Source organism: Georgenia yuyongxinii (assembly GCF_006352065.1).
GTDB classification, from domain to species: domain Bacteria; phylum Actinomycetota; class Actinomycetes; order Actinomycetales; family Actinomycetaceae; genus Georgenia; species Georgenia yuyongxinii.
This window is the reverse complement of sequence record NZ_CP040915.1, coordinates 2,934,175-2,958,574: the sequence shown is the minus strand read 5'-3', so window position 1 is coordinate 2,958,574 and position 24,400 is coordinate 2,934,175. Positions and strand designations below refer to the sequence as shown.

General features: G+C 72.2%; 24 protein-coding genes. 23 read left to right on the top strand and 1 reads right to left on the bottom strand.

Annotated features, from left to right (window positions below; genetic code table 11):
• Positions 1-75 precede the first annotated feature (75 nt).
• The 11 genes from FE374_RS13485 (at position 76) to prmC (ending at position 13,579) form a co-directional block, all read left to right on the top strand.
• Positions 76-1,065, top strand: a complete 990-nt coding sequence (locus FE374_RS13485; RefSeq protein WP_139929704.1) for a hypothetical protein — start codon at positions 76-78, stop codon at positions 1,063-1,065.
• 261 nt (positions 1,066-1,326) lie between these two features.
• On the top strand, positions 1,327-2,973 hold the full coding sequence (argS, locus tag FE374_RS13480) for an arginine--tRNA ligase (protein WP_139929703.1): 1,647 nt from the start codon (positions 1,327-1,329) through the stop codon (positions 2,971-2,973).
• Positions 2,970-4,400, top strand: a complete 1,431-nt coding sequence (lysA, locus tag FE374_RS13475) for a diaminopimelate decarboxylase (protein WP_139929702.1) — start codon at positions 2,970-2,972, stop codon at positions 4,398-4,400. Before argS ends, lysA begins: the two co-directional genes overlap by 4 nt.
• Positions 4,401-4,441: 41 nt before the next feature.
• Positions 4,442-5,203 (top strand): ester cyclase, encoded by a 762-nt coding sequence (locus FE374_RS20230; RefSeq protein WP_330998417.1) that lies wholly within the window; start codon positions 4,442-4,444, stop codon positions 5,201-5,203.
• Positions 5,200-6,513: a homoserine dehydrogenase gene (locus FE374_RS13465; protein ID WP_230978309.1), complete on the top strand. Its 1,314-nt coding sequence runs from the start codon at positions 5,200-5,202 to the stop codon at positions 6,511-6,513. The genes FE374_RS20230 and FE374_RS13465 overlap by 4 nt, the downstream gene beginning before the upstream one ends.
• On the top strand, positions 6,513-7,613 hold the full coding sequence (gene thrC, locus FE374_RS13460; protein ID WP_139929700.1) for a threonine synthase: 1,101 nt from the start codon (positions 6,513-6,515) through the stop codon (positions 7,611-7,613). Before FE374_RS13465 ends, thrC begins: the two co-directional genes overlap by 1 nt.
• Positions 7,614-7,630: 17 nt before the next feature.
• On the top strand, positions 7,631-8,521 hold the full coding sequence (gene thrB / locus FE374_RS13455) for a homoserine kinase (RefSeq protein ID WP_139929699.1): 891 nt from the start codon (positions 7,631-7,633) through the stop codon (positions 8,519-8,521).
• A 467-nt stretch (positions 8,522-8,988) separates the two neighbouring features.
• A complete protein-coding gene (gene rho, locus FE374_RS13450; protein ID WP_223173742.1) occupies positions 8,989-11,040 on the top strand; it encodes a transcription termination factor Rho in 2,052 nt (683 codons plus the stop codon).
• A 226-nt stretch (positions 11,041-11,266) separates the two neighbouring features.
• On the top strand, positions 11,267-11,476 hold the full coding sequence (gene rpmE / locus FE374_RS13445) for a 50S ribosomal protein L31 (protein WP_139929697.1): 210 nt from the start codon (positions 11,267-11,269) through the stop codon (positions 11,474-11,476).
• A 95-nt stretch (positions 11,477-11,571) separates the two neighbouring features.
• Complete coding sequence (gene prfA / locus FE374_RS13440; protein ID WP_139929696.1) at positions 11,572-12,663, top strand: peptide chain release factor 1; 1,092 nt, start codon at positions 11,572-11,574, stop codon at positions 12,661-12,663.
• Entirely contained in the window at positions 12,656-13,579 is a 924-nt protein-coding gene (gene prmC, locus FE374_RS13435; RefSeq protein ID WP_139929695.1) for a peptide chain release factor N(5)-glutamine methyltransferase, read from the top strand. Before prfA ends, prmC begins: the two co-directional genes overlap by 8 nt.
• Positions 13,580-13,760: 181 nt before the next feature.
• Here the strand turns inward: prmC and FE374_RS13430 are convergent, their stop codons facing one another.
• Positions 13,761-14,186: a VanZ family protein gene (locus FE374_RS13430; protein ID WP_230978308.1), complete on the bottom strand. Its 426-nt coding sequence runs from the start codon at positions 14,184-14,186 to the stop codon at positions 13,761-13,763.
• A 4-nt stretch (positions 14,187-14,190) separates the two neighbouring features.
• On the opposite strand from FE374_RS13430, the gene FE374_RS13425 reads away from it, so the two are divergent.
• The 12 genes from FE374_RS13425 to FE374_RS13370 all read left to right on the top strand — a co-directional run bounded on the left by FE374_RS13425 (position 14,191) and on the right by FE374_RS13370 (position 24,379).
• Positions 14,191-14,985: an L-threonylcarbamoyladenylate synthase gene (locus FE374_RS13425; RefSeq protein WP_230978307.1), complete on the top strand. Its 795-nt coding sequence runs from the start codon at positions 14,191-14,193 to the stop codon at positions 14,983-14,985.
• The gene (locus tag FE374_RS13420; RefSeq protein ID WP_139929692.1) at positions 14,982-16,211 is read left to right on the top strand and encodes an MraY family glycosyltransferase; all 1,230 of its coding nucleotides are present in this window, start codon (positions 14,982-14,984) and stop codon (positions 16,209-16,211) included. Before FE374_RS13425 ends, FE374_RS13420 begins: the two co-directional genes overlap by 4 nt.
• Complete coding sequence (locus FE374_RS13415) at positions 16,208-16,654, top strand: hypothetical protein (RefSeq protein WP_139929691.1); 447 nt, start codon at positions 16,208-16,210, stop codon at positions 16,652-16,654. The genes FE374_RS13420 and FE374_RS13415 overlap by 4 nt, the downstream gene beginning before the upstream one ends.
• Before the next feature lie 250 nt (positions 16,655-16,904).
• Positions 16,905-17,837: a F0F1 ATP synthase subunit A gene (atpB, locus tag FE374_RS13410; protein ID WP_139929690.1), complete on the top strand. Its 933-nt coding sequence runs from the start codon at positions 16,905-16,907 to the stop codon at positions 17,835-17,837.
• Positions 17,838-17,931: 94 nt separating this feature from the next.
• The gene (atpE, locus tag FE374_RS13405; RefSeq protein ID WP_168205689.1) at positions 17,932-18,141 is read left to right on the top strand and encodes an ATP synthase F0 subunit C; all 210 of its coding nucleotides are present in this window, start codon (positions 17,932-17,934) and stop codon (positions 18,139-18,141) included.
• Entirely contained in the window at positions 18,141-18,716 is a 576-nt protein-coding gene (locus FE374_RS13400; RefSeq protein WP_139929689.1) for a F0F1 ATP synthase subunit B, read from the top strand. Before atpE ends, FE374_RS13400 begins: the two co-directional genes overlap by 1 nt.
• The gene (locus FE374_RS13395; RefSeq protein WP_139929688.1) at positions 18,716-19,531 is read left to right on the top strand and encodes a F0F1 ATP synthase subunit delta; all 816 of its coding nucleotides are present in this window, start codon (positions 18,716-18,718) and stop codon (positions 19,529-19,531) included. The genes FE374_RS13400 and FE374_RS13395 overlap by 1 nt, the downstream gene beginning before the upstream one ends.
• 67 nt (positions 19,532-19,598) lie before the next feature.
• Positions 19,599-21,239: a F0F1 ATP synthase subunit alpha gene (gene atpA, locus FE374_RS13390; RefSeq protein ID WP_139929687.1), complete on the top strand. Its 1,641-nt coding sequence runs from the start codon at positions 19,599-19,601 to the stop codon at positions 21,237-21,239.
• A 2-nt stretch (positions 21,240-21,241) separates the two neighbouring features.
• Positions 21,242-22,138: a F0F1 ATP synthase subunit gamma gene (locus FE374_RS13385; protein WP_139929686.1), complete on the top strand. Its 897-nt coding sequence runs from the start codon at positions 21,242-21,244 to the stop codon at positions 22,136-22,138.
• 43 nt (positions 22,139-22,181) lie between these two features.
• Positions 22,182-23,642, top strand: a complete 1,461-nt coding sequence (gene atpD, locus FE374_RS13380) for a F0F1 ATP synthase subunit beta (protein WP_139929685.1) — start codon at positions 22,182-22,184, stop codon at positions 23,640-23,642.
• A 31-nt stretch (positions 23,643-23,673) separates the two neighbouring features.
• Entirely contained in the window at positions 23,674-23,955 is a 282-nt protein-coding gene (locus FE374_RS13375; RefSeq protein WP_139929684.1) for a F0F1 ATP synthase subunit epsilon, read from the top strand.
• A gap of 7 nt (positions 23,956-23,962) precedes the next feature.
• The gene (locus tag FE374_RS13370) at positions 23,963-24,379 is read left to right on the top strand and encodes a DUF2550 family protein (RefSeq protein ID WP_139929683.1); all 417 of its coding nucleotides are present in this window, start codon (positions 23,963-23,965) and stop codon (positions 24,377-24,379) included.
• The last annotated feature ends 21 nt before the right edge of the window (positions 24,380-24,400 follow it).

Sequence of the window (24,400 nt, the reverse complement as noted above, 5' to 3'; positions counted from 1 at the left end):
CCGCCCTAGCCTGGCCACCAGGCACGCGAGCCCCGCGGGCAGGTCCCCGGGCGCCCGCGCGAGGAGGAGGATGCGATGAGCCAGAAACCGCCGGAGCCGAACGGCCCGCCGCGGTCCGAGCCGGGCGGCGTGCCCGACGAGCAGCCGCTTCCGCCGGACGCCACCCAGCCGCTCGGCCCGGACGCCACCCAGCCGCTCGGTCCGGACGCCACCCAGCCGCTCGGTCCGGACGCCACCCAGCCGCTCGGCCCAGTCCGGGGCGACACCACCCAGGCCTTCCCGGCGTCCCCGTCGGGGTACCCGGGCCCGGAGGCCACGCCGCCGTGGATGACGGGCGACCAGTACGGCAGGTCCCCGGGCGCCGGTGGAGAGACGCCGCAGGGCTCAGCGCCGGGCGCGCCCTACCCGGGCTCCGCGTTCGACGACGGCGCATCCGGCCCGGGCGGGCCGGCCGGCCCTGGCGGGCCCGAGAAGCGCCGTGGCTGGGTGGTCCCCGTCATCCTCACCGTGGTGGTGCTGGTGCTCGCCGGCGTCGCCGCCTACCTCTTCTTCGGCCGGGGCGACGACACTCCCGCGGTCCAGGAGACCACCTCGGCCGCGGCCACGTCCGCCACCGAGGAGACCACCGCCGCCAGCGAATCCCGCTCGCTGAGCGCCGACCCCCTCGAGCCGCGGCTCGACACCACGGTGGTCAACACCACCTTCGCCCTGACGGACGCCGGCTGGACCTCCGACGAGGAGGCGATTGCCGCAGGCGCCCGCGAGGCACTGTCCGGCACCTACTCCGACGGCAGCACCGACGTGCCGGTCACTGCGGCCGCTTTCGAGTCCATCGAGGCGCAGGACGCGTACAGCGAGCAGCTGGCCGCCGATCTGGAGGCCGGCGGCGCCACCTCCCAGGGCGAGGGCTCGGTCTACGTCGACGACACCGGCCACTACTGGTACTACGTCCTCGAGGACGGGGCGACCACCGCGTTGGTGTGGCGCACCGACGACGGCGTCGTCCTGACCCTGACCGGGCCGGCGGACGCCGTCCAGACGATCTACCGCAACATGCTGATCTGACGGAGCGCGCACCCACCCGCCCACCCGGCCCTCAGGTCGCGGCGCCCCCCGCGCGGTGACATGTCAAGTCCTCCGCGACATGTCATGACATCTCGCGGAGGACTTGACATGTCGGGGGCGGGGGAGCGGCCGAGGTCATGACATGTCGGGGCGGGGGAGGCGCCGTCGCGGGTGGGGAGGCGCGGCCGCTGTGACGCGGACCGCACCCGGCGGTCGGACGCGGGCCCAGCAGCGTCATGGCCTGCGACTAACCTGTGCCAGGTGACCCCAGCTGAGCTTGCCGCCCTCATCCGCGCCGTCCTGCTCGACGCCGTCGCCGCCGGTGACGTCGCCCTCGCCGCCGAGGACGTCCCCGAGCCCAAGGTCGAGCGCCCCCGTCAGCGTGAGCACGGCGACTGGGCCACCAACGTCGCGATGCAGCTGGCCAAGAAGGTGGGCACCAACCCGCGCGCCCTCGCCGAGCTGCTCGCCGGCAGGCTCGCGCAGGCCGACGGCATCGCCGCCGCCGAGGTCGCCGGGCCCGGCTTCCTCAACATCCGCCTCGAGGCAGGCGCGGCCGGGGAGCTGGCCCGCACGATCGTCGAGACCGGCCCCGAGTTCGGCCGCAACGACGCCCTGACCGGGCACGTCATCAACATGGAGTACGTCTCCGCCAACCCCACCGGCCCGCTGCACATCGGCCACACCCGCTGGGCCGCGCTCGGTGACGCACTCGTGCGCCTGCTGCGCGCCTCCGGGGCCGACGTCACACCGGAGTACTACATCAACGACGCCGGCGCCCAGATGGACAAGTTCGGCGCCTCCATCCTGGCCCGGGCCACCGGCGGCGAGGTGCCCGAGGGCGGGTACATCGGCGGGTACGTGAACGACCTGGCGGCCCGGGTGCTCGCCGTGCACCCCGAGCTGCCGGACCTGCCGGTCGAGGAGGCCGTCGCCGTCGCCCGCGAGGCCGGCTACCGGCTGCAGATGGCGGAGATCGAGGAGACCCTCGCCGCGTTCAACGTCCACTTCGACGTCTACTTCTCCGAGCGCGAGCTGCACGACGGCGGTGCGGTGCGCTCCGCCGTCGACCGCCTGCGCGAGCAGGGCCACGTCTTCGACGACGGCGGCGCGGTGTGGCTGCGGACCACCGACTTCGGCGACGACAAGGACCGGGTGATGGTCCGCGCCGACGGCGCCCCCACCTACTTCGCCGCCGACGCCGCCTACTACCTGTCCAAGAAGGACCGCGGCTTCCCGGAGAAGATCTACCTCCTCGGCGCCGACCACCACGGGTACGTCAACCGGCTCAAGGCCATCGCCTCCTGCGCCGGTGACGACCCCGAGCGCAACATCGAGATCCTCATCGGCCAGCTGGTCTCGGTGGCCGGGGCCCGGATGAGCAAGCGCGCCGGCAACATCATCGAGCTGCGCGACCTCATCGAGTGGATCGGCACCGACCCGGTGCGCTACACCCTGGCCCGGTTCCCCGCCGACTCCCCGCTCACCCTGGACGGGGAGAAGCTGCGCGAGCAGAACCTGGACAACCCCGTCTACTACGTCCAGTACGCCCACGCCCGCACCCGGCAGGTGGCCCGCAACGCCGAGACGCACGGCGTCTCCCGCGACGGGTTCGACCCCACGGCCCTGGACCACCCCGCCGACGCCGCCCTCCTGGGTGTGCTGGGCAGCTTCCCGGAGGTGGTCGCCCGCGCCGCCCGGCTGCGTGAGCCGCACCGCGTGGCCCGCTACCTCGAGGAGCTCGCCGCCAGCTACCACACCTGGTACGGGCAGTGCCGGGTCACCCCGCGCGGGGAGGACCCCGTGGAGCCCTCGCACCACGCCCGCCTCGTGCTGAACGACGCCGTCACGCAGGTCATCGCCAACGGGCTCGGCCTGCTGGGTGTCAGCGCCCCGGAGCGGATGTGAACCGGCACCGGGCCGAGGCGCCGCACCAGGCCCACCCGGCGCAGGCCCCCGCCGTGGACGCGCCGCCGCTGCCCGCCCCCGAGCCGGGCGGCGAGCCGTGGTCGACGACCATCCGCCGCGGGCCCGACGGTGCGCTGGCCGTCGCCGGCCTGGATGTGCGCGACATCGCCCGCCAGCACGGGACCCCCGCCTACGTCGTGGACGAGGCGGACCTGCGCGGCCGGGCCCGCCGGTTCGCCGAGGCGTTCGCCGCCGCCTTCGCCCCCGAGGCCGGGATGGCCGGGGCAGACGTGTACTACGCCGGCAAGGCGTTCCTGTCCGTCGCCGTGGCCCGCTGGGTGCACGAGGAAGGCCTGCGGGTGGACACCGCCACCGGCGGGGAGCTCGCCGTGGCCATCCGCGCCGAGGTGCCGGGGGAGGCCATCGGCCTGCACGGCAACAACAAGTCCGACGCCGAGATCACCGCAGCCCTGGAGCACGGGGTGGGCCGGATCGTGGTCGACTCGCTGCCCGAGATCGACCAGGTCGCCGCCGTCGCCGCCCGCCTCGGCGTGGTCGCCCCGGTGATGGTGCGGGTCACCACCGGCGTCCACGCCGGGGGGCACGAGTTCATCGCCACCGCCCACGAGGACCAGAAGTTCGGCCTCTCCCTCACCTCGGGCGCCGCCGCCAAGGCCGTCGAGACCATCCTCGCCCGCCCCGAGCTCGACCTCATCGGCCTGCACTCGCACATCGGCTCCCAGATCCTGGACCTGGCCGGGTTCGAGGTGGCCGCCCGCGCCGTCCTGGGCCTGCGCGCCGACGTCGCCGCCCGCAGCGGTCACCTCATGCCCGAGGTGGACCTCGGCGGCGGCTACGGCATCAGCTACACCGGGCACGACGGCGTGCCCCCCACGCCCGAGCAGATCGCCACGACCCTCGCGGACGCCGTCCGGCGGGCCTGCACGGACCTGGGCACCGACGTCCCCCGCATCTCGGTCGAACCCGGCCGGTCGATCGTTGGCCCGTCCGCGCTCACGCTGTACACGGTGGGCACCGTCAAGGTCGTCGCCCTCGACGACGGCGGCCGGCGCACCTACGTCAGCGTCGACGGGGGGATGAGCGACAACATCCGCCCGGCGCTGTACCAGGCCGAGTACACCGCGGCGCTGGCCTCGCGCGCGTCCGACGCCGAGGCCGTCACCGCGCGGGTGGTGGGCAAGCACTGCGAGAGCGGGGACATCGTGGTCCACGGCGTCGCGCTGCCCGCCGACGTCCGGGCCGGGGACCTGCTCGCGGTGCCCGCGACCGGCGCGTACGGCCGGTCGATGGCCAGCAACTACAACATGGTGCCGCGCCCGCCGGTCCTGGCAGTGCGGGACGGCCAGGCGCGGGTGCTGGTGCGCCGGGAGACGGTCGAGGACCTGCTCGCGCTCGACGAGGGCTGACGGCACCACCCCATCCCGCGAGATGTCATCTTCTCCGCGAGATGTCATCTCTTCCGCGAGTCTTTCGCTCCGGGCGTTGTCATTCTTCCGCGAGTCATGCTTCCGCGAGTCATCAGATGGGCGACACGTCACCGCCTCGCTCCCCGGTCTCTCCGCCGCATACGGGCTGCCGTGCGGCGTCGATCGCGCGGGAGGACACCGTCATGCACGGGAAGGGCGCCGCCGCCACCCGGGCTCGATCTCTTCCCCCGGCAGCTGGACGAGGGGTTCGCCGCGAGAGTACCGATGTCGTCGAGGAGGTGTGTCCCCGGACTTCGTCGAGCACCAGCTCGGCATCGAGAGGGCTCGAGACCCTGAGAACGGCGATGCGGCAGGTCCGCCGCGCCACCCCGGGCATCCGCTACACGGTCGCGGGCCGGGCCGAGCGCGACGACACCCTGCGGGTCCGCCTGCGCGCGCAGGGCACGAACACGGGTCCGTTCATGGGGCCGCCCTCCGGACGTCCGGTCGACATCACGGTCCTCGCCGTCGTCCGCGTGGTCGACGGCAGGATCGTCGAGCACAGGAGAGTGCCGAACCGGTTCGCGCCGCTCACGCAGACCGGCTCGACCGGCCGCGTCCGCCGTCGCCCCAGAGCTGACGGCGTCTCGCCGCCCGGCCGAGGGAGCCCGGCTTCACGCCAGCGGCTGGACACCGGCCGGGCATGTCGGCGCGCGCCCCTATCCTGGGCCACGACCCCGCGCCGGGTCCCGCGCCGACCCGGCGGCGGGCGCCCCGCGGAGAAGGAGAGGACGCCCCGGTGAGCAGTTCCACCGCCCAGCACCCCGACGCCGTGCGCATCGCCCTGCTGGGCTGCGGCACGGTCGGCTCCCAGGTGGTCCGCCTGCTGCGGGAGCACGCCGACGACCTCGCGGCGCGTGCGGGTGCCCGGCTCGAGCTCGTCGGTATCGCGGTGCGCGACACCGACGCCGAGCGTGACCCGTGGGTGCCCCGCGAGCTCCTCACCGACGACGCCGCAGCCCTGGTGGCGCAGGCGGACATCGTCGTCGAGCTCATCGGCGGCATCGACCCGGTGCGCCCGCTGGTCCTCGCCGCGCTGGAGTCCGGCGCCACCGTCGTCACCGGCAACAAGGCGCTGCTCGCCGCGCACGGCCCCGAGCTCCACGGTGCGGCCGAGCGGTCCGGCGCCGACCTGTACTACGAGGCCGCGGTGGCCGGCGCGGTCCCGGTCGTCTACGGCCTGCGTGAGTCCCTCGCGGGGGACAACGTCGACGCCGTCCTGGGCATCGTCAACGGCACCACGAACTTCATCCTCGACGAGATGGCCACGCGTGGCCTGAGCTTCGACGACGCCCTCGCGCTGGCCCAGGAGCTCGGCTACGCCGAGGCCGACCCCACCGCCGACGTCGACGGGCACGACGCCGCCGCCAAGGCCGCGATCCTCGCCTCTCTCGCCTTCCACACCCGGGTGAGCATCGACGACGTGCCGGTCACCGGCATCCGCCAGGTCACCGCCGCGGACATGGCGGAGGCGCGCGAGGCGGGATACGTCATCAAGCTGCTCGCGGTCGCACGCCGCATCACGGACAACGACACCCGCGGCATCAGCGTGCGGGTCCACCCGGCGCTGCTGCCCGCCACCCACCCGCTCGCAGCCGTCCGCGGGGCGTTCAACGCCGTCGTGGTCGAGGCCGAGGCCGCCGGCCGGCTGATGTTCTACGGTCAGGGCGCCGGCGGGGCCCCCACGGCCTCCGCCGTCCTGGGCGACCTGGTGGCCGCCGCCAGCCACAAGGTCCACGGCGGCAACGCCCCGCGTGAGTCCACCTACGCCGAGCTGCCGCTGGTCACCGACGAGCAGACCCCGGCCCGCACCCAGGTGCAGCTGCGCCTGGCCGACGAGCCCGGCACTCTCGCCGCCGTCGCGGGGGTGTACGGCGAGCACGGCGTGTCCATCGAGAGCGTCCGGCAGACCGGCGCCGGCGACGGCGACGCCCGGATCACCATCGTCAGCCACCTCGCCACCGAGGCGGCGCTGGCGCAGACCGTGGCGAAGCTGTCCGACGACCCGCGCGTGCACGAGGTCGTCTCCGTGATGAGAGTCGAGGGGAACTGATGGCCCACCTGTGGCGCGGCGTGATCGAGGAGTACCGGGCGCGGCTGCCGATCGGCGACGGCGACCCGGTCATCACGCTCGGGGAGGGCGGCACCCCACTGGTGCCCGCCCCGGCGCTCAACGCGCGCACCGGCGCCGAGGTCCACGTCAAGGTCGAGGGCGCCAACCCCACCGGCTCCTTCAAGGACCGTGGCATGACCATGGCGATGTCCAAGGTCGCGGCCACCGACACACAGATGGTGGTGTGCGCCTCGACCGGTAACACCTCCGCCTCCGCCGCGGCGTACGCCGTCGCCGCTGGCCTGGGCTGCGCCGTCGTCCTGCCCGCCGGGAAGATCGCGGCCGGGAAGCTCGCGCAGGCGATCGTCCACGGCGCCACCCTGGTGGCGGTCGACGGCAACTTCGACGACTGCCTCACCATCGTGCGCGACCTGGCCGAGAAGTACCCCGTCGCGCTGGTCAACTCGGTCAACCCCTACCGCCTGCAGGGGCAGAAGTCCGCGGCGTTCGAGATCGTCGACGCTCTCGGTGACGCCCCGGACATCCACGTGCTGCCGGTCGGCAACGCCGGCAACATCTCCGCGTACTGGATGGGCTACAACGAGTACGCCGGGCGCACCACCGCGGCCTCGATCGACGACGCCGCCACGCGGCTGGCGCCGGTGGCCACCAAGGTCCCGCAGATGTGGGGCGTGCAGGCCGAGGGTGCGGCCCCGTTCGTCAAGGGCGCCCCCGTGGAGCACCCCGAGACCATCGCCACCGCCATCCGCATCGGCAACCCCGCCTCCTGGGCGTACGCCGAGGCCGCGCGCGACGACTCCGGCGGGTGGATCGACGCCGTCACCGACGCGCAGATCCTCGACGCGCAGCGCCTGCTCGCCGCCGAGGTGGGCGTATTCGTCGAGCCGGCGTCCGCGGCGTCCGTCGCCGGGCTGCTGCAGGCCGCCGAGCTGGGCAAGGTCCCGGCCGGGGCGCGCATCGTGTGCACCGTGACCGGCAACGGCCTGAAGGACACGGCGACCGCGCTGGGGGAGACGCGCGTCGAGCCGCAGGTCATCGCGCCCACGCTCGAGGCCGCCGTCGCGGCCCTGGGTCTGTAACGGCGCGGGGCGGCGCGATGCGGCTCGTGCGCGACCAGGTCCGGGTGCGGGTGCCGGCCACCTCGGCGAACCTCGGCCCGGGCTTTGACACGCTCGGTCTCGCGCTCGGTGTGTGGGACGAGATCTCCGTGCGAGCCGTCGCCGGGGAGACGACCGTGACGGTGACCGGTGAGGGCGCCGGTGAGCTGCCCGACGGCGAGGGGCACCTGGTGGTGCGGGCCGTGCGGGCCGGGCTCGAGCACGCGGGGGCCCCGCAGGCGGGCCTGGACCTGATCTGCCACAACGTCATCCCGCACGGCCGGGGCATGGGGTCGTCGGCGGCCGCGGTGGTCGCGGGGCTCATCGCCGCCCGTGGTCTCGTCTCGGAGCCGGAGGCGCTCGACGACGACGCCGTCCTCACCCTGGCCACCCAGCTCGAGGGGCACCCCGACAACGCCGCACCCGCGCTGCTCGGTGGAGCGACCGCTGCGTGGGTGGACGCGCTCGGCCCGCACGCCGCGGCCGTCCCGCTGCACGACGGCTTCGCGCCCACCGTGCTCGTCCCGGAGCACCAGCTGCTCACCCACACCGCGCGCGCGGTGCTGCCGCGCGAGGTGCCGCACAGCGATGCGGCGTTCAACGTCGCCCGGACCGCGCTGCTCATCCTGGCTCTAGGGGGGCAGACCGACCTCCTCATGGCCGCCACGGAGGACCAGCTGCACCAGCACTACCGCGCGGACGCCATGCGGGAGACCGCCGAGGTGGTGCGGGCGCTGCGCGAGGCCGGCTGGCCGGCTGTCATCTCCGGCGCCGGTCCCAGCGTGCTCGTCCTCGATGACCTCGACGCACCGACCACCGCCGCGCTCACCGGGCACGGCTGGCGGGTGGTCCGCCCCGGCGTGCCACGGTCGGGTGCGCACCTGTACTGAGGGCTTCCGCGCCGTCGGCGCTGAGGGCTTCCGCGCCGTCGGTTGTTGGCGTGGCCGGCAGATCGTGACCATTCCGCCCTCGAGGGGCAGACCACGATCGCCGCCGACCACCGCCGCGGAAATGCCAATACCGCCGCCGTCGACGTGCCGCCACAAATGGAACAACCGTGGCGTTGTGGCTGTTAAGATCAAAGCGCACCGACTCCCTGCGGACGTCTTCCGCGCACCTGGGTGCGTCTACCACGTCTTCGTACAGACGGAGCATGCCCGCCACAGCCTTTGTGCACTGAGTCAGTGCACGATGCGCACGAGCCGGCCCCCAACAACCTTCCAGCCACCTGGCTGGACCCACATGACGTCCCCGCACCCGCGCGCGGACATCCACCGAGGGAAGGAACCTCGTGACCGAGACCGTCGAAGCCCCCCAGAGCGAAGGCCGCGCCGCCCGTGGGGGCTCGCTGAGCACCATGCGCCTGCCCGAGCTGCAGGCGCTGGCCAGCGAGATGGGCCTGAAGGGCACCACCAAGATGCGGAAGAGCGACCTGATCACGGCCATCCGTGAAGGTCGCAACGGCGGCTCCGCTCCCGCGTCGGGCCAGCAGGCAGCCCGGACCGCGCCAGCCGAGGGTGCCCGGTCCGTCGACTCCGCACCTGTCGAAGGTGCCCGGTCCGTCGACTCCCTGCCCGCCGAGGGCACCCAGCCCACCGAGCGGGCACCCCGCACGCGCAGCCGCGCTGCCGCGCCGCGTGCCACCGAGCGCTCCGAGCGGACCGAGCCGGAGGCCGCCGCACCGCGTGCCACCGAGCCAACCCAGCCGGTGACCGCCGAGCAGTCGGCGCCCACGCAGCAGCCGACCGCCGCCGATTTGCAGCCGGCCGCCGCCGATCAGCAGCCGGCCGCCGCCGAGCGGACGGACGCGCCGCGCCGCCGCGGATCACGCCGAGCGACCGCGCCCGTCGCGAACCCCGAGACGCAGGACACGCAGGATGCGCCCGAGGCGCACGACGACGCCAAGGAGGCGCTCAAGCGTGAGCTCGCCGTTCACGCCGCCCGCAACGGCGTGAACGTCGAGACCGACGAGGAGCGTGCGCGCCGGGCCCTCGACGCCCTCGGCGACGCGGCAGCCGCGCGCCGTCGTGGTGGTGACCAGGACGGCCAGCGGACGCAGAACCAGCACGGTGGTCCGCAGGGTCAGCAGCAGCGCACCCATCAGGACGACGCCGACGACGAGCACGGCGGACGCAACCGGCGCCGCAACCGCGACCGCGGCCGCGACCGCAACAAGCGCCGCACCGGCGGCCGCACGGACTACGCCCCGTACGAGGAGATGACGCCGGAGGTCAGCGAGGACGACGTCCTGCTGCCCGTCGCCGGCATTCTCGACATCCTCGAGAACTACGCGTTCGTGCGGACCTCCGGATACCTGCCCGGCCCCAACGACGTCTATGTCACCCTCGGCCAGGTCAAGAAGAACGGCCTGCGCCGCGGTGATGCCATCACCGGCGCCGTCCGTCAGCCCCACGAGGGCGAGGCCGAGAACAAGCGGCAGAAGTTCAACGCCCTCGTGCGCCTCGACAGCGTCAACGGCATGAGCGTGGAGAACGCGCGTCAGCGTCCGGAGTTCAGCAAGCTCACCCCGCTGTACCCGCAGGAGCAGCTGCGTCTGGAGACCACTCCCAAGGCGATCACGCCGCGAGTCATCGACCTCGTCGCCCCGATCGGCAAGGGCCAGCGTGGCCTGATCGTCTCCCCGCCCAAGGCTGGCAAGACGATCATCATGCAGCAGATCGCCAACGCGATCTCCATCAACAACCCGCACGTTCACCTCATGGTGGTGCTCGTCGACGAGCGCCCCGAGGAGGTCACGGACATGGAGCGCATGGTCAAGGGTGAGGTCATCGCCTCCACCTTCGACCGGCCGGCCACCGACCACACGATCGTCGCCGAGCTCGCGATCGAGCGCGCCAAGCGCCTGGTCGAGCTGGGTCAGGACGTCGTCGTGCTGCTCGACTCCCTGACTCGCCTCTCGCGGGCGTACAACTTGGCGGCCCCGGCCTCCGGGCGCATCCTCTCCGGTGGTGTGGACGCCTCGGCGCTCTACCCGCCCAAGAAGTTCTTCGGCGCCGCCCGCAACATCGAGCACGGCGGTTCGCTGACGATCCTGGCCTCCGCGCTGGTGGAGACCGGGTCGAAGATGGACGAGGTCATCTTCGAGGAGTTCAAGGGCACCGGGAACATGGAGCTGCGTCTGTCGCGCCAGCTGGCCGACAAGCGGATCTTCCCGGCCGTAGACATCAACGCCTCCGGCACTCGCCGTGAGGAGCTGCTCATGGCCGCCGAGGAGCTCAAGATCGTCTGGAAGCTGCGCCGTGTCATGGGTGCTCTCGACCAGCAGCAGGCGCTCGACCTCCTGCTCGGCAAGCTGCGCGAGACGGGCTCGAACGCCGAGTTCCTCATGAGGGTGCAGAAGACCACCCCGACCCCCGCGGGCGCCGAGCCGGAGCTCGCGATCCACTGACACGGCCGCCACCCCCGTGAGATGTCATCTCGTCGGCGAGATGTCATGACATGTCGCCCAGAAGACGACATCTCAGGGGGAATTGGGCGGGCGGCATGACGTCGCTCACAGCGCCGCTGCTCGGTGTGACCGGGTGCGGCGCCGTCTGGCACAATGTCTCGTCGGCTTCCGGTTCACGTGCGCGGCCTCGCGTGCGACCCGGGGCATCCACGAACCTAGGAGAGTCATGAAGCAGGGCATCCACCCCGAGTACGTCACCACCATGGTGACGTGCACGTGCGGCAACACCTTCAGCACCCACAGCACCTCCACGTCCGGCGAGATCCACGCCGACGTGTGCAGTGCCTGCCACCCGTTCTACACGGGCAAGCAGAAGATCCTCGACACCGGTGGCCGCGTCGCCCGCTTCGAGGCTCGCTACGGCAAGAAGAAGTAGCTGCTTCCCAGCGCCGGCGGTAGCCGCAAGGACCTCCCGGTCCGCGGCTCCCGCCGGCGCTGTCGTATCCGCACCGGCCAGAAGGAGAGGGAGCGTTGAGCGAGGACCTGCGCATCGAGCCGCTGCTGGCCGAGCACGCCGAGATCGAGCGCGCGATGGCGGACCCCGCCGTCCACGCCGATCAGGGCCGCGCCCGCACCCTCGGCCGGCGCTACGCCGAGCTCGGCCGGGTCGTCTCGGCCTACCGGGCCTGGCAGGAGGCCGACGGCGACCTCGCCGCGGGTCGTGAGCTCGCCGAGGGTGACGCCGCCTTCGCCGAGGAGCTCCCGGCTCTCGAGGCAGCTGTCGCGCAGGCCGCGGACCATCTGCATCGCGTCCTCGTGCCCACCGACCCCGACGACGCCCGCGACGTCATCCTCGAGGTCAAGGCGGGGGAGGGCGGGGAGGAGTCCGCGCTGTTCGCCGGCGACCTGGTGCGCATGTACCTGCGCTACGCCGAGCGGCAGGGGTGGACCACCCAGCTCATCACCGCCACCGAGTCCGACCTCGGCGGGTACAAGGACGTCTCCGTCGCGATCAAGACCAAGGGCGTGCCGCAGGACCCGGCCGACGGCGTGTGGGCCCACCTGAAGTACGAGGGCGGCGTCCACCGCGTGCAGCGGGTGCCCGTCACCGAGTCCCAGGGCCGCATCCACACCTCCGCGGCCGGCGTCCTCGTCCTGCCCGAGGTCGACGACCCCGGCGAGGTCGAGATCGACGCCAACGACCTGCGCATCGACGTCTACCGCTCCTCGGGCCCCGGCGGCCAGTCCGTCAACACCACCGACTCGGCCGTGCGCATCACCCACGTGCCCACCGGCATCGTCGTGTCGATGCAGAACGAGAAGTCGCAGCTGCAGAACCGCGAGCAGGCCATGCGCGTGCTGCGGGCGCGCCTGCTCGCCGCCCGGCAGGAGGAGGCCGCGGCCGCGGCGTCCGAGCAGCGCCGTTCGCAGGTGCGCACCGTCGACCGGTCCGAGCGCATCCGCACCTACAACTTCCCCGAGAACCGCATCGCCGACCACCGCACCGGGTACAAGGCCTACAACCTCGACCACGTGCTCGACGGCGACCTCGGGCCCGTCATCACCTCGGCGATCGAGATGGACGAGGCCGAGCGCCTCGCTGCCGCCGCGCAGCATGGCTGACACGCCGTCGCGCGCCGGGGGCAGCGCCCGCGGTGCGACCGACTCGCGCGGGCCGGTGACGGTGCGCCAGGCGGTCGCCGGCGCTGCTCTGGTCCTCGCCGAGGCAGGTGTGCCCACTCCGGACGTCGACGCCCGCCTGCTCGCCGAGCACGTGCTCGGCCGCTCGCTCTACCTGGTGCCCTCCGCCGCCACGTTCGCCGAGGCGTCCGGCGACCGCGCGCAGACGCTCTTCGCCGAGCTCGTCGAGCGGCGCCGCCGCCGCGAGCCCCTCCAGCACATCACCGGGCTCATGGCCTTCCGGCACCTCACCCTCTCCGCCGCACCCGGCGCGTTCGTGGTCCGGCCCGAGACCGAGGTCGTCGCCGGTGAGGCGGTCGAGGCCGCAGCCGCGGTCGCGTCCAAGGGGCGCGCTCCCGTGGTGGTCGACCTCTGCAGCGGGTCCGGCGCGATCGCCCTGGCGGTGGCCACCGAGGTGCCTGGCGCCGTCGTGCACGCCGTCGAGCTCTCGCCGGCGGCCCTGCGGGTGGCCCGGCGCAACGTCGACGCGCTCGCCCCGGCGGTGCACCTGGTCGCCGGGGACGCCGCGACGGCGCTGCGTGAGCTGGACGGCACGGTGGACGTGGTCGTCTCCAACCCGCCCTACATCCCGCCGGACGCAGTGCCGCGGGAGACCGAGGTCCGCGAGCATGACCCGGACCTTGCGCTGTACGGCGGCGGCATCGACGGGCTCGACGTCCCGCGCGCGGTCGTCCGGACTGCCGCGCGGCTGCTCGCCGACGGCGGGGTGTTCGTCATGGAGCACGCCGAGGTGCAGGCCGCGACGGTCCGCCAGATCGCGGCGACGGCCGGCCTGCGCGAGGTGCGCACCGGCCGGGACCTGACCGGCCGCGACCGCTACGTCGTCGCCCGTCGGTAGCGTTCGTCCGCGGCTGATGCGCCACGCGTCACCCGTCACGCATCACGCGTCACGTGTCACGTTTCATCCATTTCGACGGAGTGGTCATCGTCGGCGTGGTGGCGTAACAAGATGGTCGGAATGGTCGTGTGGGTGACCAATCTGGCCATTTCGTTTGGCGCTCGTTCGAGAAGCGCTCCGATCATGAGCGACGCCTGGCCAACCAACGCGCCACGACGACCCCCAGCGTCACGCCCGCCAGGTCAGCGACGACGTCGAGCACGTCGCCCGAGCGGCCCGGGAGCATGGTGTGCTGCACCAGCTCGCTCGCCGCGGCGTGAACCACCCCGAAGCCGACGACGATGGCGGGAGGCAGCCCGGCCCCAAGGCCCGCCATCGTGACGAGCGCGAAGACGGCGGCGTGCGTGATCTTGTCCGCGCCCGGCACCCCAGTTCCGGGCGCGTCGGGCACCACGGGCAGGTACAGCACGAGCGCCTGGACCGCCAGCGCGACCAGCAGCGCCGCCGTCCGAGCATGGCCGCGGCGGGGGTGCCGCGGGGGCACCGGGGGAGCGGCGGGCATGCCGGGCAGGATGTCACGACCGTCCGGGGCGCGTGAAAGACTCACCCGCGTGAACGTGTACGACTGCCAGGATCCCGCCGAGCGCACGACCGGCCTCGACGAGGCCGTGAACGCCCTGGGACGCGGGGCCCTCGTGGTGCTGCCCACCGACACCGTGTACGGTATCGCCGCCGACGCCTTCGACGGCCGCGCCGTCGCCGGCCTGCTCGCCGCGAAGGGCCGCGGCCGCCAGATGCCCCCGCCAGTGCTGGTCGGCACGGTGGAGACCCTCGACGGTCTCGCCACGGAGGTGCCTGCCGTCGTGCGCGACCTCGTCAAGACGTTCTGGCCCGGCCCGCTCACCATCGTCTGCCTTGCCCAGCCGTCCCTCGCCTGGGACCTCGGCGACACCGACGGCACCGTCGCGCTGCGCATGCCCGCGGACGAGACGGCCATCGCGCTGCTGCGCCGCACCGGACCGCTGGCCGTCTCCAGCGCCAACCTCTCGGGGCAGCCGTCCCCGCACACCGCGGCCCAGGCGGTGGCGTACTTCGGCGACAAGGTCGCCGTCTACCTCGACGCCGGCCGGGCTGGGGGCGGCACCGCCTCGACCATCGTGGACGCGACGGGGGAGCGACTGACCATCCTGCGCGAGGGTGCGCTCACCCGCGCCGAGCTGGCCGCGGTCGCGCCGGAGCTCGCCGAGGAGGCGGAGCCCACTCCCGACGGCGACGCAGCGGCCGACGGTTACACCTCGTCCGACGACACCTCGCCCAACGCCACCACGCCCGACGGCGCCACCTCCGACGGCGTCACCCCCGACGGCGGGACCGCCGCGGCCGGGGAGGGTGACCGGGCGAGGTGAGGGTCTACCTGCTCGTCATGCTCACCGCGGCCGCGGTGACGTTCCTGATGACGCCCGTGGTGCGGCGCCTCGCCCAGGTCACCCGCGCGCTCACGCCCGTCCGCGCCCGCGACGTGCACACCGTGCCCATCCCACGCCTGGGCGGCGTGGCGATGCTGGCCGGGCTTGCCGTCGCGATGCTCGTGGCCTCCCGGGTGCCGTTCCTCGGCTCCGTCTTCTACGACACCTCCACCGCCTGGGCGATCCTCGGCGGAGCCACGATGGTCTGCCTCCTCGGCGTGGCCGACGACATCTGGGACCTGGACTGGATGACCAAGCTTGTCGGGCAGGTCCTCGCGGCAGGCCTCATGGCGTGGCAGGGCGTCCAGCTCATCACGTTCCCGGTCTTCGGGCTGACCATCGGCTCGAGCCGGCTCTCGCTGTTCGCCACGATCCTCGTGGTGGTGGTGGCCATCAACGCGGTCAACTTCGTCGACGGGCTCGACGGCCTCGCGGCAGGGATGATCGCCATCGGCGGCGGCGCGTTCTTCGTCTACACCTACCTGCTCACGCGCGAGGCGCAGCCGGGCAACTACGCGAACGTGGCCACGGCCGTCATCGCGGCGCTGGTGGGGGTGTGCCTGGGCTTCCTCCCGCACAACTTCAACCCGGCAAAGATCTTCATGGGTGACTCCGGGTCGATGCTCCTCGGCCTGGTTGTCGCCGCCGCCGCGATCGTGGTCACCGGGCAGATCGACCCGGCCACGGTGTCCACCGGTCAGGTGCTGCCCGCCTACGTGCCCATCCTGCTGCCGGTCGCCGTCCTGCTCATGCCACTGCTCGACATGACCTTGGCAGTGCTACGCCGCGTGCGGGCCGGGCAGTCGCCGTTCAAGCCGGACCGCATGCACCTGCACCACCGGCTGCTGGGCCTCGGGCACAGCCACCGCCGCGCGGTGCTGATCATGTACCTGTGGACCACGGTGTTCGCCTTCAGTGCCGTCGCCCTCGCCGTGTTCTCGCCCGCGCAGGTGGCCGTCGGCGCCGCCGTCGCCATCGTGGTGGCTGCGGTCATCACCTACAACCAGCTGCCGGGTCTGCGTCACCGCGGCGAGGAGACGGCGGACGCAGCGCCCGACGGCGTCGCCTTCGCTCCGGCGGACGCAGCGCCCGACGGCGTCGCCGCCACCCCGTCACCGCCCCGCACGTCCCGTCCCACCACCCCGCACGAGGAACCGAGCCGATGAACGAGACCAACCGCGCCGTCCGCAACATGTACGAGGTCATCCTCCGTAACCTCACCGTGCTGGTCCTCGGGCTCGCCATCGTCGGCTCCGGCGTCGGCTACCTCGTCGCCGGCATGCCGGGCGTGTGGGGGGCGCTCATGGCAGCGGGCATCGCCGCGCTGTTCATGATCGGCACGGTCATCGCCATGCTCGTCACGGCGGACAAGCCGATCCAGATCGCCTCCGCCGCCGGTGTCGGCGGGTGGCTGGTGAAGATGGTCATCATGTTCGGGGTACTGGTGCTCGTGCGCGGGCGCGACTTCTACTCGCCGGGCACGTTCTTCGTAGTGCTCGTCCTGGCCCTGATCGGCTCCTTCGCGATCGAGGCGACGGCGGTGCTCAAGGCTCGCGTGCCGAACGTCGAGCCCGCCGGCGACGCCGAGCAGCCCGGTGACCTGGACTGACGCTGCTCAACGAGCAGCCGGCGGCGATGCCCGCATCGGACGACGAGAGACCGACAGTGGGCGGCCGGCGAGGCCGGCTCGGGCGACCAGGGACGCAGGCCGGCGGGCTTCAGGGCTTATGGGAGCTCACGGCCCGGCCGACTGCCGCGCACGGCAGCACGCCCGCTCCGCCGTCGCCCGGCGGTAACCGGAGCAAACCCGTCCGAAGACCGGAACGGCGCGGCCCCGGGCCCGAGACGTGGTCCGGCGCATGTTCGTTCATGGGTTAGGCTCTCCACGTTCCAGGCACACGCCCATCGTCGGGTGTGCCCACGGAGCCCATCAACCTGCCCGGCTTAAGAACCACCAGGGGGACGTCCTGTCTGCCGAATCACTGCTGACGCTCACCTCCCAGGCGCAGATCGTCGCCCAGGAGGGAAGCGGCTTCCACGGACCCACCCTGGCCGACTTCTTCCCGCCGGCGCTGCTCTTCGAGGGCACGATCTTCGAGTTCAACCGCATCACGCTCGTGCGGCTGATCTCCACCGCGGTGCTCGTGCTGCTGTTCTGGCTCGCCGCCCGCAACCCCAAGCTGGTGCCCAGCCGCGGCCAGTCCCTCGGTGAGCTCGCCGTAGACTTCGTGCGCACTGGCGTCGCCGAGGAGTCCCTCGGTAAGGAGCTGGGCCGCAGGTACACACCGCTCCTCGTGGTGATCTTCTTCGGCGTGCTCGCCATGAACATCACGGGCATCGTCCCGTTCCTCAACATCGCGGGCAGCTCCGTGGTGGGGGTGCCGCTGGTGTTCGCGCTGATCTCCTACGTCGCGTTCATCGTCGCCGGCGTCAAGGCCCAGGGCGGGAGTCAGTTCCTCAAGAGCCAGCTCTTCCCGCCCGGCGTGCCGTGGCCGATCTACATCATCCTCACGCCGATCGAGTTCCTCTCGACCTTCATCATCCGCCCGGCCACGCTCACCGTCCGTCTCGTGGCAAACATGCTCGCCGGGCACCTGTTGCTCGTACTGTGCTTCGCGGCGACGAACTTCCTCTTCACCGAGGCCTCCGGCGCGATGGCGCCGCTCGGCGCACTCACGCTCGCGGCCGGGTTCGCCTTCACGCTGTTCGAGATCTTCGTCGCCGTCCTGCAGGCCTACGTCTTCACCGTGCTCACCACGGTGTACATCCAGCTGTCCGTCGAGTCGCACTAGGCACGACGCCTCCGGCGGGCCCCGCGGTCCGGCGCGAGAACCCCCGAACCGGGAAAACGACACCCGGTCCGCACAAAGGAAGGAAGACCTCCACATGGAGATCACCGGAGACATCGCGACCATCGGCTACGGCCTGGCCACCATCGGCCCCGGTATCGGTATGGGCATCCTGGTCGGCAAGACCCAGGAGGCGGTCGCCCGTCAGCCCGAGCTGGCCGGCCCGCTCCGTATCAACATGTTCATCGGTATGGCCCTGGTCGAGGCCCTGGCTCTGATCGGCCTGGCCGCCGGCTTCGTCTTCTGATGAACGCCAACGCCCCTGTGGTGGCGCAGGAGGTGACCACCCAGAACCCCCTCCTGCCGGCCGGCTACGACATCCTCTGGTCGGCGGTGTGCATCGCGATCATCGCGTTCTTCCTCGTGAAGTACGCGGTCCCGCGGCTGACCGCCATGCTCGACGAGCGCGCCGCGAAGATCGAGGCCGGCCTGGCCCAGGCCGAGAAGGCCCAGCGGGCCGCCGCGGACGCCGAGGAGCGCATCGCGAGCGAGCTCGCCGACGCGCGCCGCGAGGCCGCCGGGGTGCGCGAGCAGGCTCAGGAAGAGGGCAAGCGGATCGTCGCCGAGGCGCGCGGCAAGGCGCAGACCGAGGCCGACCGCGTCACCGAGGCCGCCCAGCGCCAGATCGAGGCCGACCGCCAGGCCGCCCAGATCTCGCTGCGCACCGACGTCGGCATGCTCGCGACCGAGCTGGCCTCGCGCATCGTGGGTGAGTCCGTCACCGAGCAGGCGTTGCAGTCCCGTGTCATCGACCGTTTCCTCGACCAGCTCGAGGCGGCCGAGGCAGAGCAGGGCGCTGCGGCGACCACGCGGGAGGCGTGATGCGGGCGAGCAGCCAGGCGGCGCTCCAGCTGGCGCAGGAACGGTGGGAGCCGGTCCTGCGCGAGTCGGGCGAGCGCGCGCTTGCCCTGGGCGAGCAGCTGTTCGCGCTCGTCGACACGCTGGACTCCTCCGCCGCCCTGCGGCGGGCGCTCACCGAGCCCTCACGCGACGGCGGCGACAAGGCCCGCCTCGCGGCCACCGTGCTCCAGGGCAAGGTGGACGCCGAGGTCGTCGATCTCGTCTCCGGCCTGGTGCGTGAGCGCTGGTCCCACGACGGCGACCTCGCCGACGCGGTGGATTCCCTCGCAGTGACGTCCGTGCTCGCCTCGGCCGAGCAGGCCGGCCGGCTGGCCGACGTCGAGGACGAGTCCTTCCGCCTGGTGCGGATGTTCGCAGACGAGCGGGAGCTGCGCGGAGCGGTCGAGGACCGCAACCTCAGCCCGGCACGCCGGGCGGGCCTGATGGAGAGCGTGCTCTCCGGCAAGGTCGCGCCCGAGATGCTGGTGCTCGCCATGCAGGCGGCGCGGACGCTGCGCCACCGGTCGGTCACGTCGGCGCTGCGCGTCGTCACCGAGCTCGCCGCGGAACGGCGGGCGCACCTGGTGGCCTCCGTCTCCTCCGCCGCCCCGCTGACCCGCGAGCAGATCGATCGCCTCGGCGGCATCCTGCGACGCTCCTACGGCCGTGACGTGCAGGTGCACGTCGGTGTCGACCCCGAGCTGGTCGGCGGCATACGCGTGCAGGTCGGCGACGACGTCATCGACGGCACTCTGGCCACCCGCCTGGCGGACGCCCGGCGCCGGCTCGCCGGCTGACCCGGCACCCCCTGACCGACATGAAGGACCGACCGCGACAGCGGTCATCACAGCGAAGGAAGAGCAGATGGCTGAGCTGACGATCAGGCCCGAGGAGATCCGGGCTGCGCTGGACAGCTTCGTGAGTTCCTACGAACCCACCCAGGCAGCGAGCGAAGAGGTCGGTCACGTCACTCTGACCGCCGACGGCATCGCGCAGGTCGAAGGCCTGCCCGGCGCGATGGCGAACGAGCTGCTGCGCTTCGAGGACGGCACCCTCGGCCTGGCGATGAACCTCGACGTGCGCGAGATCGGCGTCGTCGTCCTCGGTAACTTCACCGGGATCGAGGAGGGCCAGGAGGTGCGCCGCACCGGCGAGGTCCTTTCCGTCCCCGTCGGCGAGGGCTACCTCGGCCGCGTCGTCGACCCGCTGGGCCAGCCGATCGACGGCCTCGGCGAGATCACCGGCATCGAGGGCCGCCGCGCCCTGGAGCTCCAGGCCCCCGGCGTCATGATGCGCAAGAGCGTCCACGAGCCGCTGCAGACCGGCCTCAAGGCGATCGACTCGATGATCCCGATCGGCCGCGGCCAGCGCCAGCTGATCATCGGTGACCGCCAGACAGGCAAGACCGCGATCGCCGTCGACACGATCCTGAACCAGAAGGCCAACTGGGAGTCCGGCGACCCCAGCAAGCAGGTGCGCTGCATCTACGTCGCCGTCGGGCAGAAGGGTTCCACCATCGCCGCCGTGCGCGGCGCCCTGGAGGAGGCCGGCGCACTGGAGTACACCACCATCGTCGCCGCCCCCGCCTCGGACCCCGCCGGCTTCAAGTACCTGGCGCCCTACACCGGCTCCGCCATCGGCCAGCACTGGATGTACCAGGGCAAGCACGTCCTCATCGTCTTCGACGACCTGTCCAAGCAGGCCGAGGCCTACCGTGCGGTCTCGCTGCTGCTGCGCCGCCCGCCGGGCCGTGAGGCCTACCCCGGCGACGTCTTCTACCTGCACTCCCGTCTGCTCGAGCGTTGCGCGAAGCTCTCCGACGAGCTGGGCGCGGGCTCGATGACCGGCCTGCCGATCATCGAGACGAAGGCGAACGACGTCTCGGCGTACATCCCGACGAACGTCATCTCCATCACGGACGGTCAGATCTTCCTCCAGTCGGACCTGTTCAACGCCAACCAGCGTCCCGCCGTCGACGTCGGCATCTCCGTGTCACGTGTGGGTGGTGACGCCCAGATCAAGGCGATGAAGAAGGTCGCCGGCACGCTGAAGATCACGCTCGCGCAGTACCGCTCGATGGCGGCCTTCGCGATGTTCGCCTCCGACCTCGACCCGACGACGCGCCAGCAGCTCACCCGCGGCGAGCGCCTCATGGAGCTGCTCAAGCAGCCCCAGTACTCCCCGTACGCGGTGGAGGACCAGGTCGCGGCCGTGTGGACGGGCACGAACGGCTACCTCGACGACGTCGACGTCGCGGACGTCTCCCGGTTCGAGCGCGAGCTGCTCGACCACCTGCGCCGCAACTCCGACGTGCTCGGCACGATCCGCGAGAGCGGCAAGCTCGAGGACGCCACCGAGGAGTCGCTGCGTGCGGGCGTCGAGGGGTTCCGTCGCGGCTTCCTGGACGCCTCGGGCAACCCGCTGACGGCGGAGCCGTCGCTGGGCGATGACGAGGTCGAGGCCGAGCACGCGCAGGAGCAGATCGTCGCTGCGAAGCGGGGCTGAGCATGGCGGGATCACAGCGCGTCTACAAGCAGAAGATCCGGGCGACCCAGACGCTGAAGAAGGTCTTCCGGGCCATGGAGCTCATCGCGGCGTCGCGGATCGGCAAGGCGCGTGACGCCGCGCTGGGCCAGGACGCCTACACCCAGGCGCTGATCCGGGCCGTCTCGGCGGTCTCGGCGCACGCCAACCTGGACCACCCGATGATCACCGGGCGCACCGACACCAAGCGGGTGGCGGTGCTCGCGGTGACCTCCGACCGTGGCATGGCGGGCGCCTACTCCGCGACCGTCCTGCGCGAGACCGAGCGGCTGATCGAGCGGCTCGAGGAGGAGGGCAAGGAGCCCGTGCTGTACGTCTCCGGACGGCGCGGCGAGGGCTACTTCCGCTTCAGGGGCCGCGAGGTCGTCCGGTCGTGGACCGGCGGGTCCGACAGCCCGCGGCCGGAGACGGCCCGGGAGATCGGCGACGCGCTCCTCGAGGCGTTCCTCGCCCCGGCCGACGCCGGTGGCGTGGCCGAGCTGCACGTGGTGTTCACCCGGTTCGAGTCCATGGTGACCCAGGTGCCGCAGGTCCGGCGGATGCTGCCGCTGGAGATCGTCGAGGGCGTCGCACCCGCCGGCGGCGAGCCGCTGCCGCTGTACGAGTTCGAGCCCTCGGCCGACGAGGTGCTGGACGCCCTGCTGCCGATGTACGTCCGGCGCCGCATCTACGGCGAGCTGCTCATGGCCGCGGCCTCCGAGCTCGCCTCCCGCCAGCGGGCGATGCACACCGCCACCGACAACGCCGAGGACCTGATCCGCGACTACACACGGCTGGCGAACACCGCCCGCCAGGCGGACATCACCTCGGAGATCACCGAGATCGTCTCCGGTGCCGACGCGTTGTCGTCCAGCCGATGACCAACCAGCCTCTCGCCCGGGACAAGTGAAGGAACAAGGACACATGACTGCCACAGCCACCGAAACGCCGAAGACCGGCGGACCCGGCGTGGGCCGGATCTCCCGCGTCACCGGGCCCGTCGTCGACATCGAGTTCCCGCCGGACGCGATCCCGGAGATGTACAACGCCCTCACCACCGAGGTCGAGCTCGTCGGGCAGGGCAAGCAGACGATGACGCTCGAGGTCGCGCAGCACCTCGGGGACAACCTCGTGCGTGCCATCGCCCTGAAGCCGACCGACGGCCTGGTCCGCGGCGCGCGGGTGGCGGACACCGGGGCCCCGATCTCGGTGCCGGTCGGTGACGTCACCAAGGGCCACGTGTTCAACGTGACCGGCGAGGTGCTCAACCTCAAGGAGGGCGAGCAGCTGGAGATCACCGAGCGCTGGCCCATCCACCGCGAGCCCCCGCGCTTCGACCAGCTCGAGTCCCGCACCACCATGTTCGAGACCGGCATCAAGGTCATCGACCTGCTGACCCCGTACGTCCAGGGCGGCAAGATCGGCCTGTTCGGCGGCGCCGGCGTGGGCAAGACCGTGCTGATCCAGGAGATGATCCAGCGCGTGGCGCAGGACCACGGTGGCGTGTCCGTCTTCGCCGGCGTCGGTGAGCGCACCCGTGAGGGCAACGACCTCATCGCCGAGATGGAGGACGCGGGCGTCTTCGACAAGACGGCCCTGGTCTTCGGCCAGATGGACGAGCCGCCGGGCGTGCGTCTGCGCGTGGCCCTCTCCGCCCTGACGATGGCGGAGTACTTCCGCGACGTCATGAAGCAGGAGGTGCTGCTCTTCATCGACAACATCTTCCGCTTCACCCAGGCCGGCTCCGAGGTCTCCACGCTGCTGGGCCGCATGCCGTCCGCGGTGGGCTACCAGCCCAACCTGGCCGACGAGATGGGCCAGCTGCAGGAGCGGATCACCTCCACGCGCGGCCACTCCATCACGTCGCTGCAGGCCATCTACGTGCCCGCCGACGACTACACGGACCCGGCCCCGGCGACGACGTTCGCCCACCTGGACGCCACCACGGAGCTCTCCCGTGACATTGCCTCCCGCGGTCTGTACCCGGCCGTTGACCCGCTGGCCTCGACGTCGCGCATCCTCGACCCGCAGTACGTGGGCCAGGAGCACTACGACGTCGCGACCCGGGTGAAGACGATCCTGCAGAAGAACAAGGAGCTGCAGGACATCATCGCCATCCTCGGTGTCGACGAGCTCGGCGAGGAGGACAAGATCACCGTCGCGCGTGCGCGCCGGATCGAGCAGTTCCTCTCGCAGAACACCTACACCGCGGTGAAGTTCACCGGCGTCGAGGGCTCCACGGTGCCCGTGGCCGAGACCGTCGAGGCGTTCAATCGCATCGCGAACGGCGAGTACGACCACGTGCCCGAGCAGGCGTTCTTCAACATCGGTGGCATCGAGGACCTCGAGCGCAACTGGCACAAGATCCAGTCCGAGCTGCGCTGAGCGGCTCGCGCGAGCCAAGGAGGTCTGAACGATGACCATGAAGGTTGACGTGGTGTCCACCGAGCGCGCCCTGTGGAACGGCGAGGCGTCCAGCGTGGTGGTCCCCGCCGCGGGCGGCGACCTCGGCATCCTCACCGGGCGTGAGCCGGTCCTGGCCGTGCTGCGCCCGGGCACCGTGCGGATCACGCCCACGTCCGGGGCCCCGGTGACGATCGACGTCGTCGACGGCTTCGTGTCGGTGGACCAGGACGTGGTCACGGTGGTGCTGGAGAGCGGGAACGAGCCGGCGGCGCTGGGCCGCGACGAGAAGTAGGGCCGCGTTGACGGGGGCGGGTGCCGGCTGGGGAACTCTGGCCGTCCTCGCCCTCGTCCTCGTCGTGGTGGCGATCGCCCTCTACGCCGTGCGCGTGCGGCGCATCGCCAACCGGGTCGGCTCTTTCGAGTGCGCGCTGCGCCGGACCGGCGCGAAGGACTGGACCAGCGGCATCGCCTGCTACGGGGCGGGACGTGTGTACTGGTACCGGCTGGTGTCGGTGCGGCTGACGCCGTCCCGGACGTTGGCCCGGGACGAGCTCGTGGTGCTCGCCCGTGAGCGGCGGCCGGGCGCCGGGCACGTGATCGAGGCGCGCGTGTCGCACCGCGGCGAGGTACTCGAGATCGCCATGGTGCGTGAGGCGTTCGCGGGCCTGGTGAGCTGGCTGGAGGCGGCGCCGCCCCGAGGCGAGCCACGCCTCTAGCCGCCCACAAGCATGAGGCGT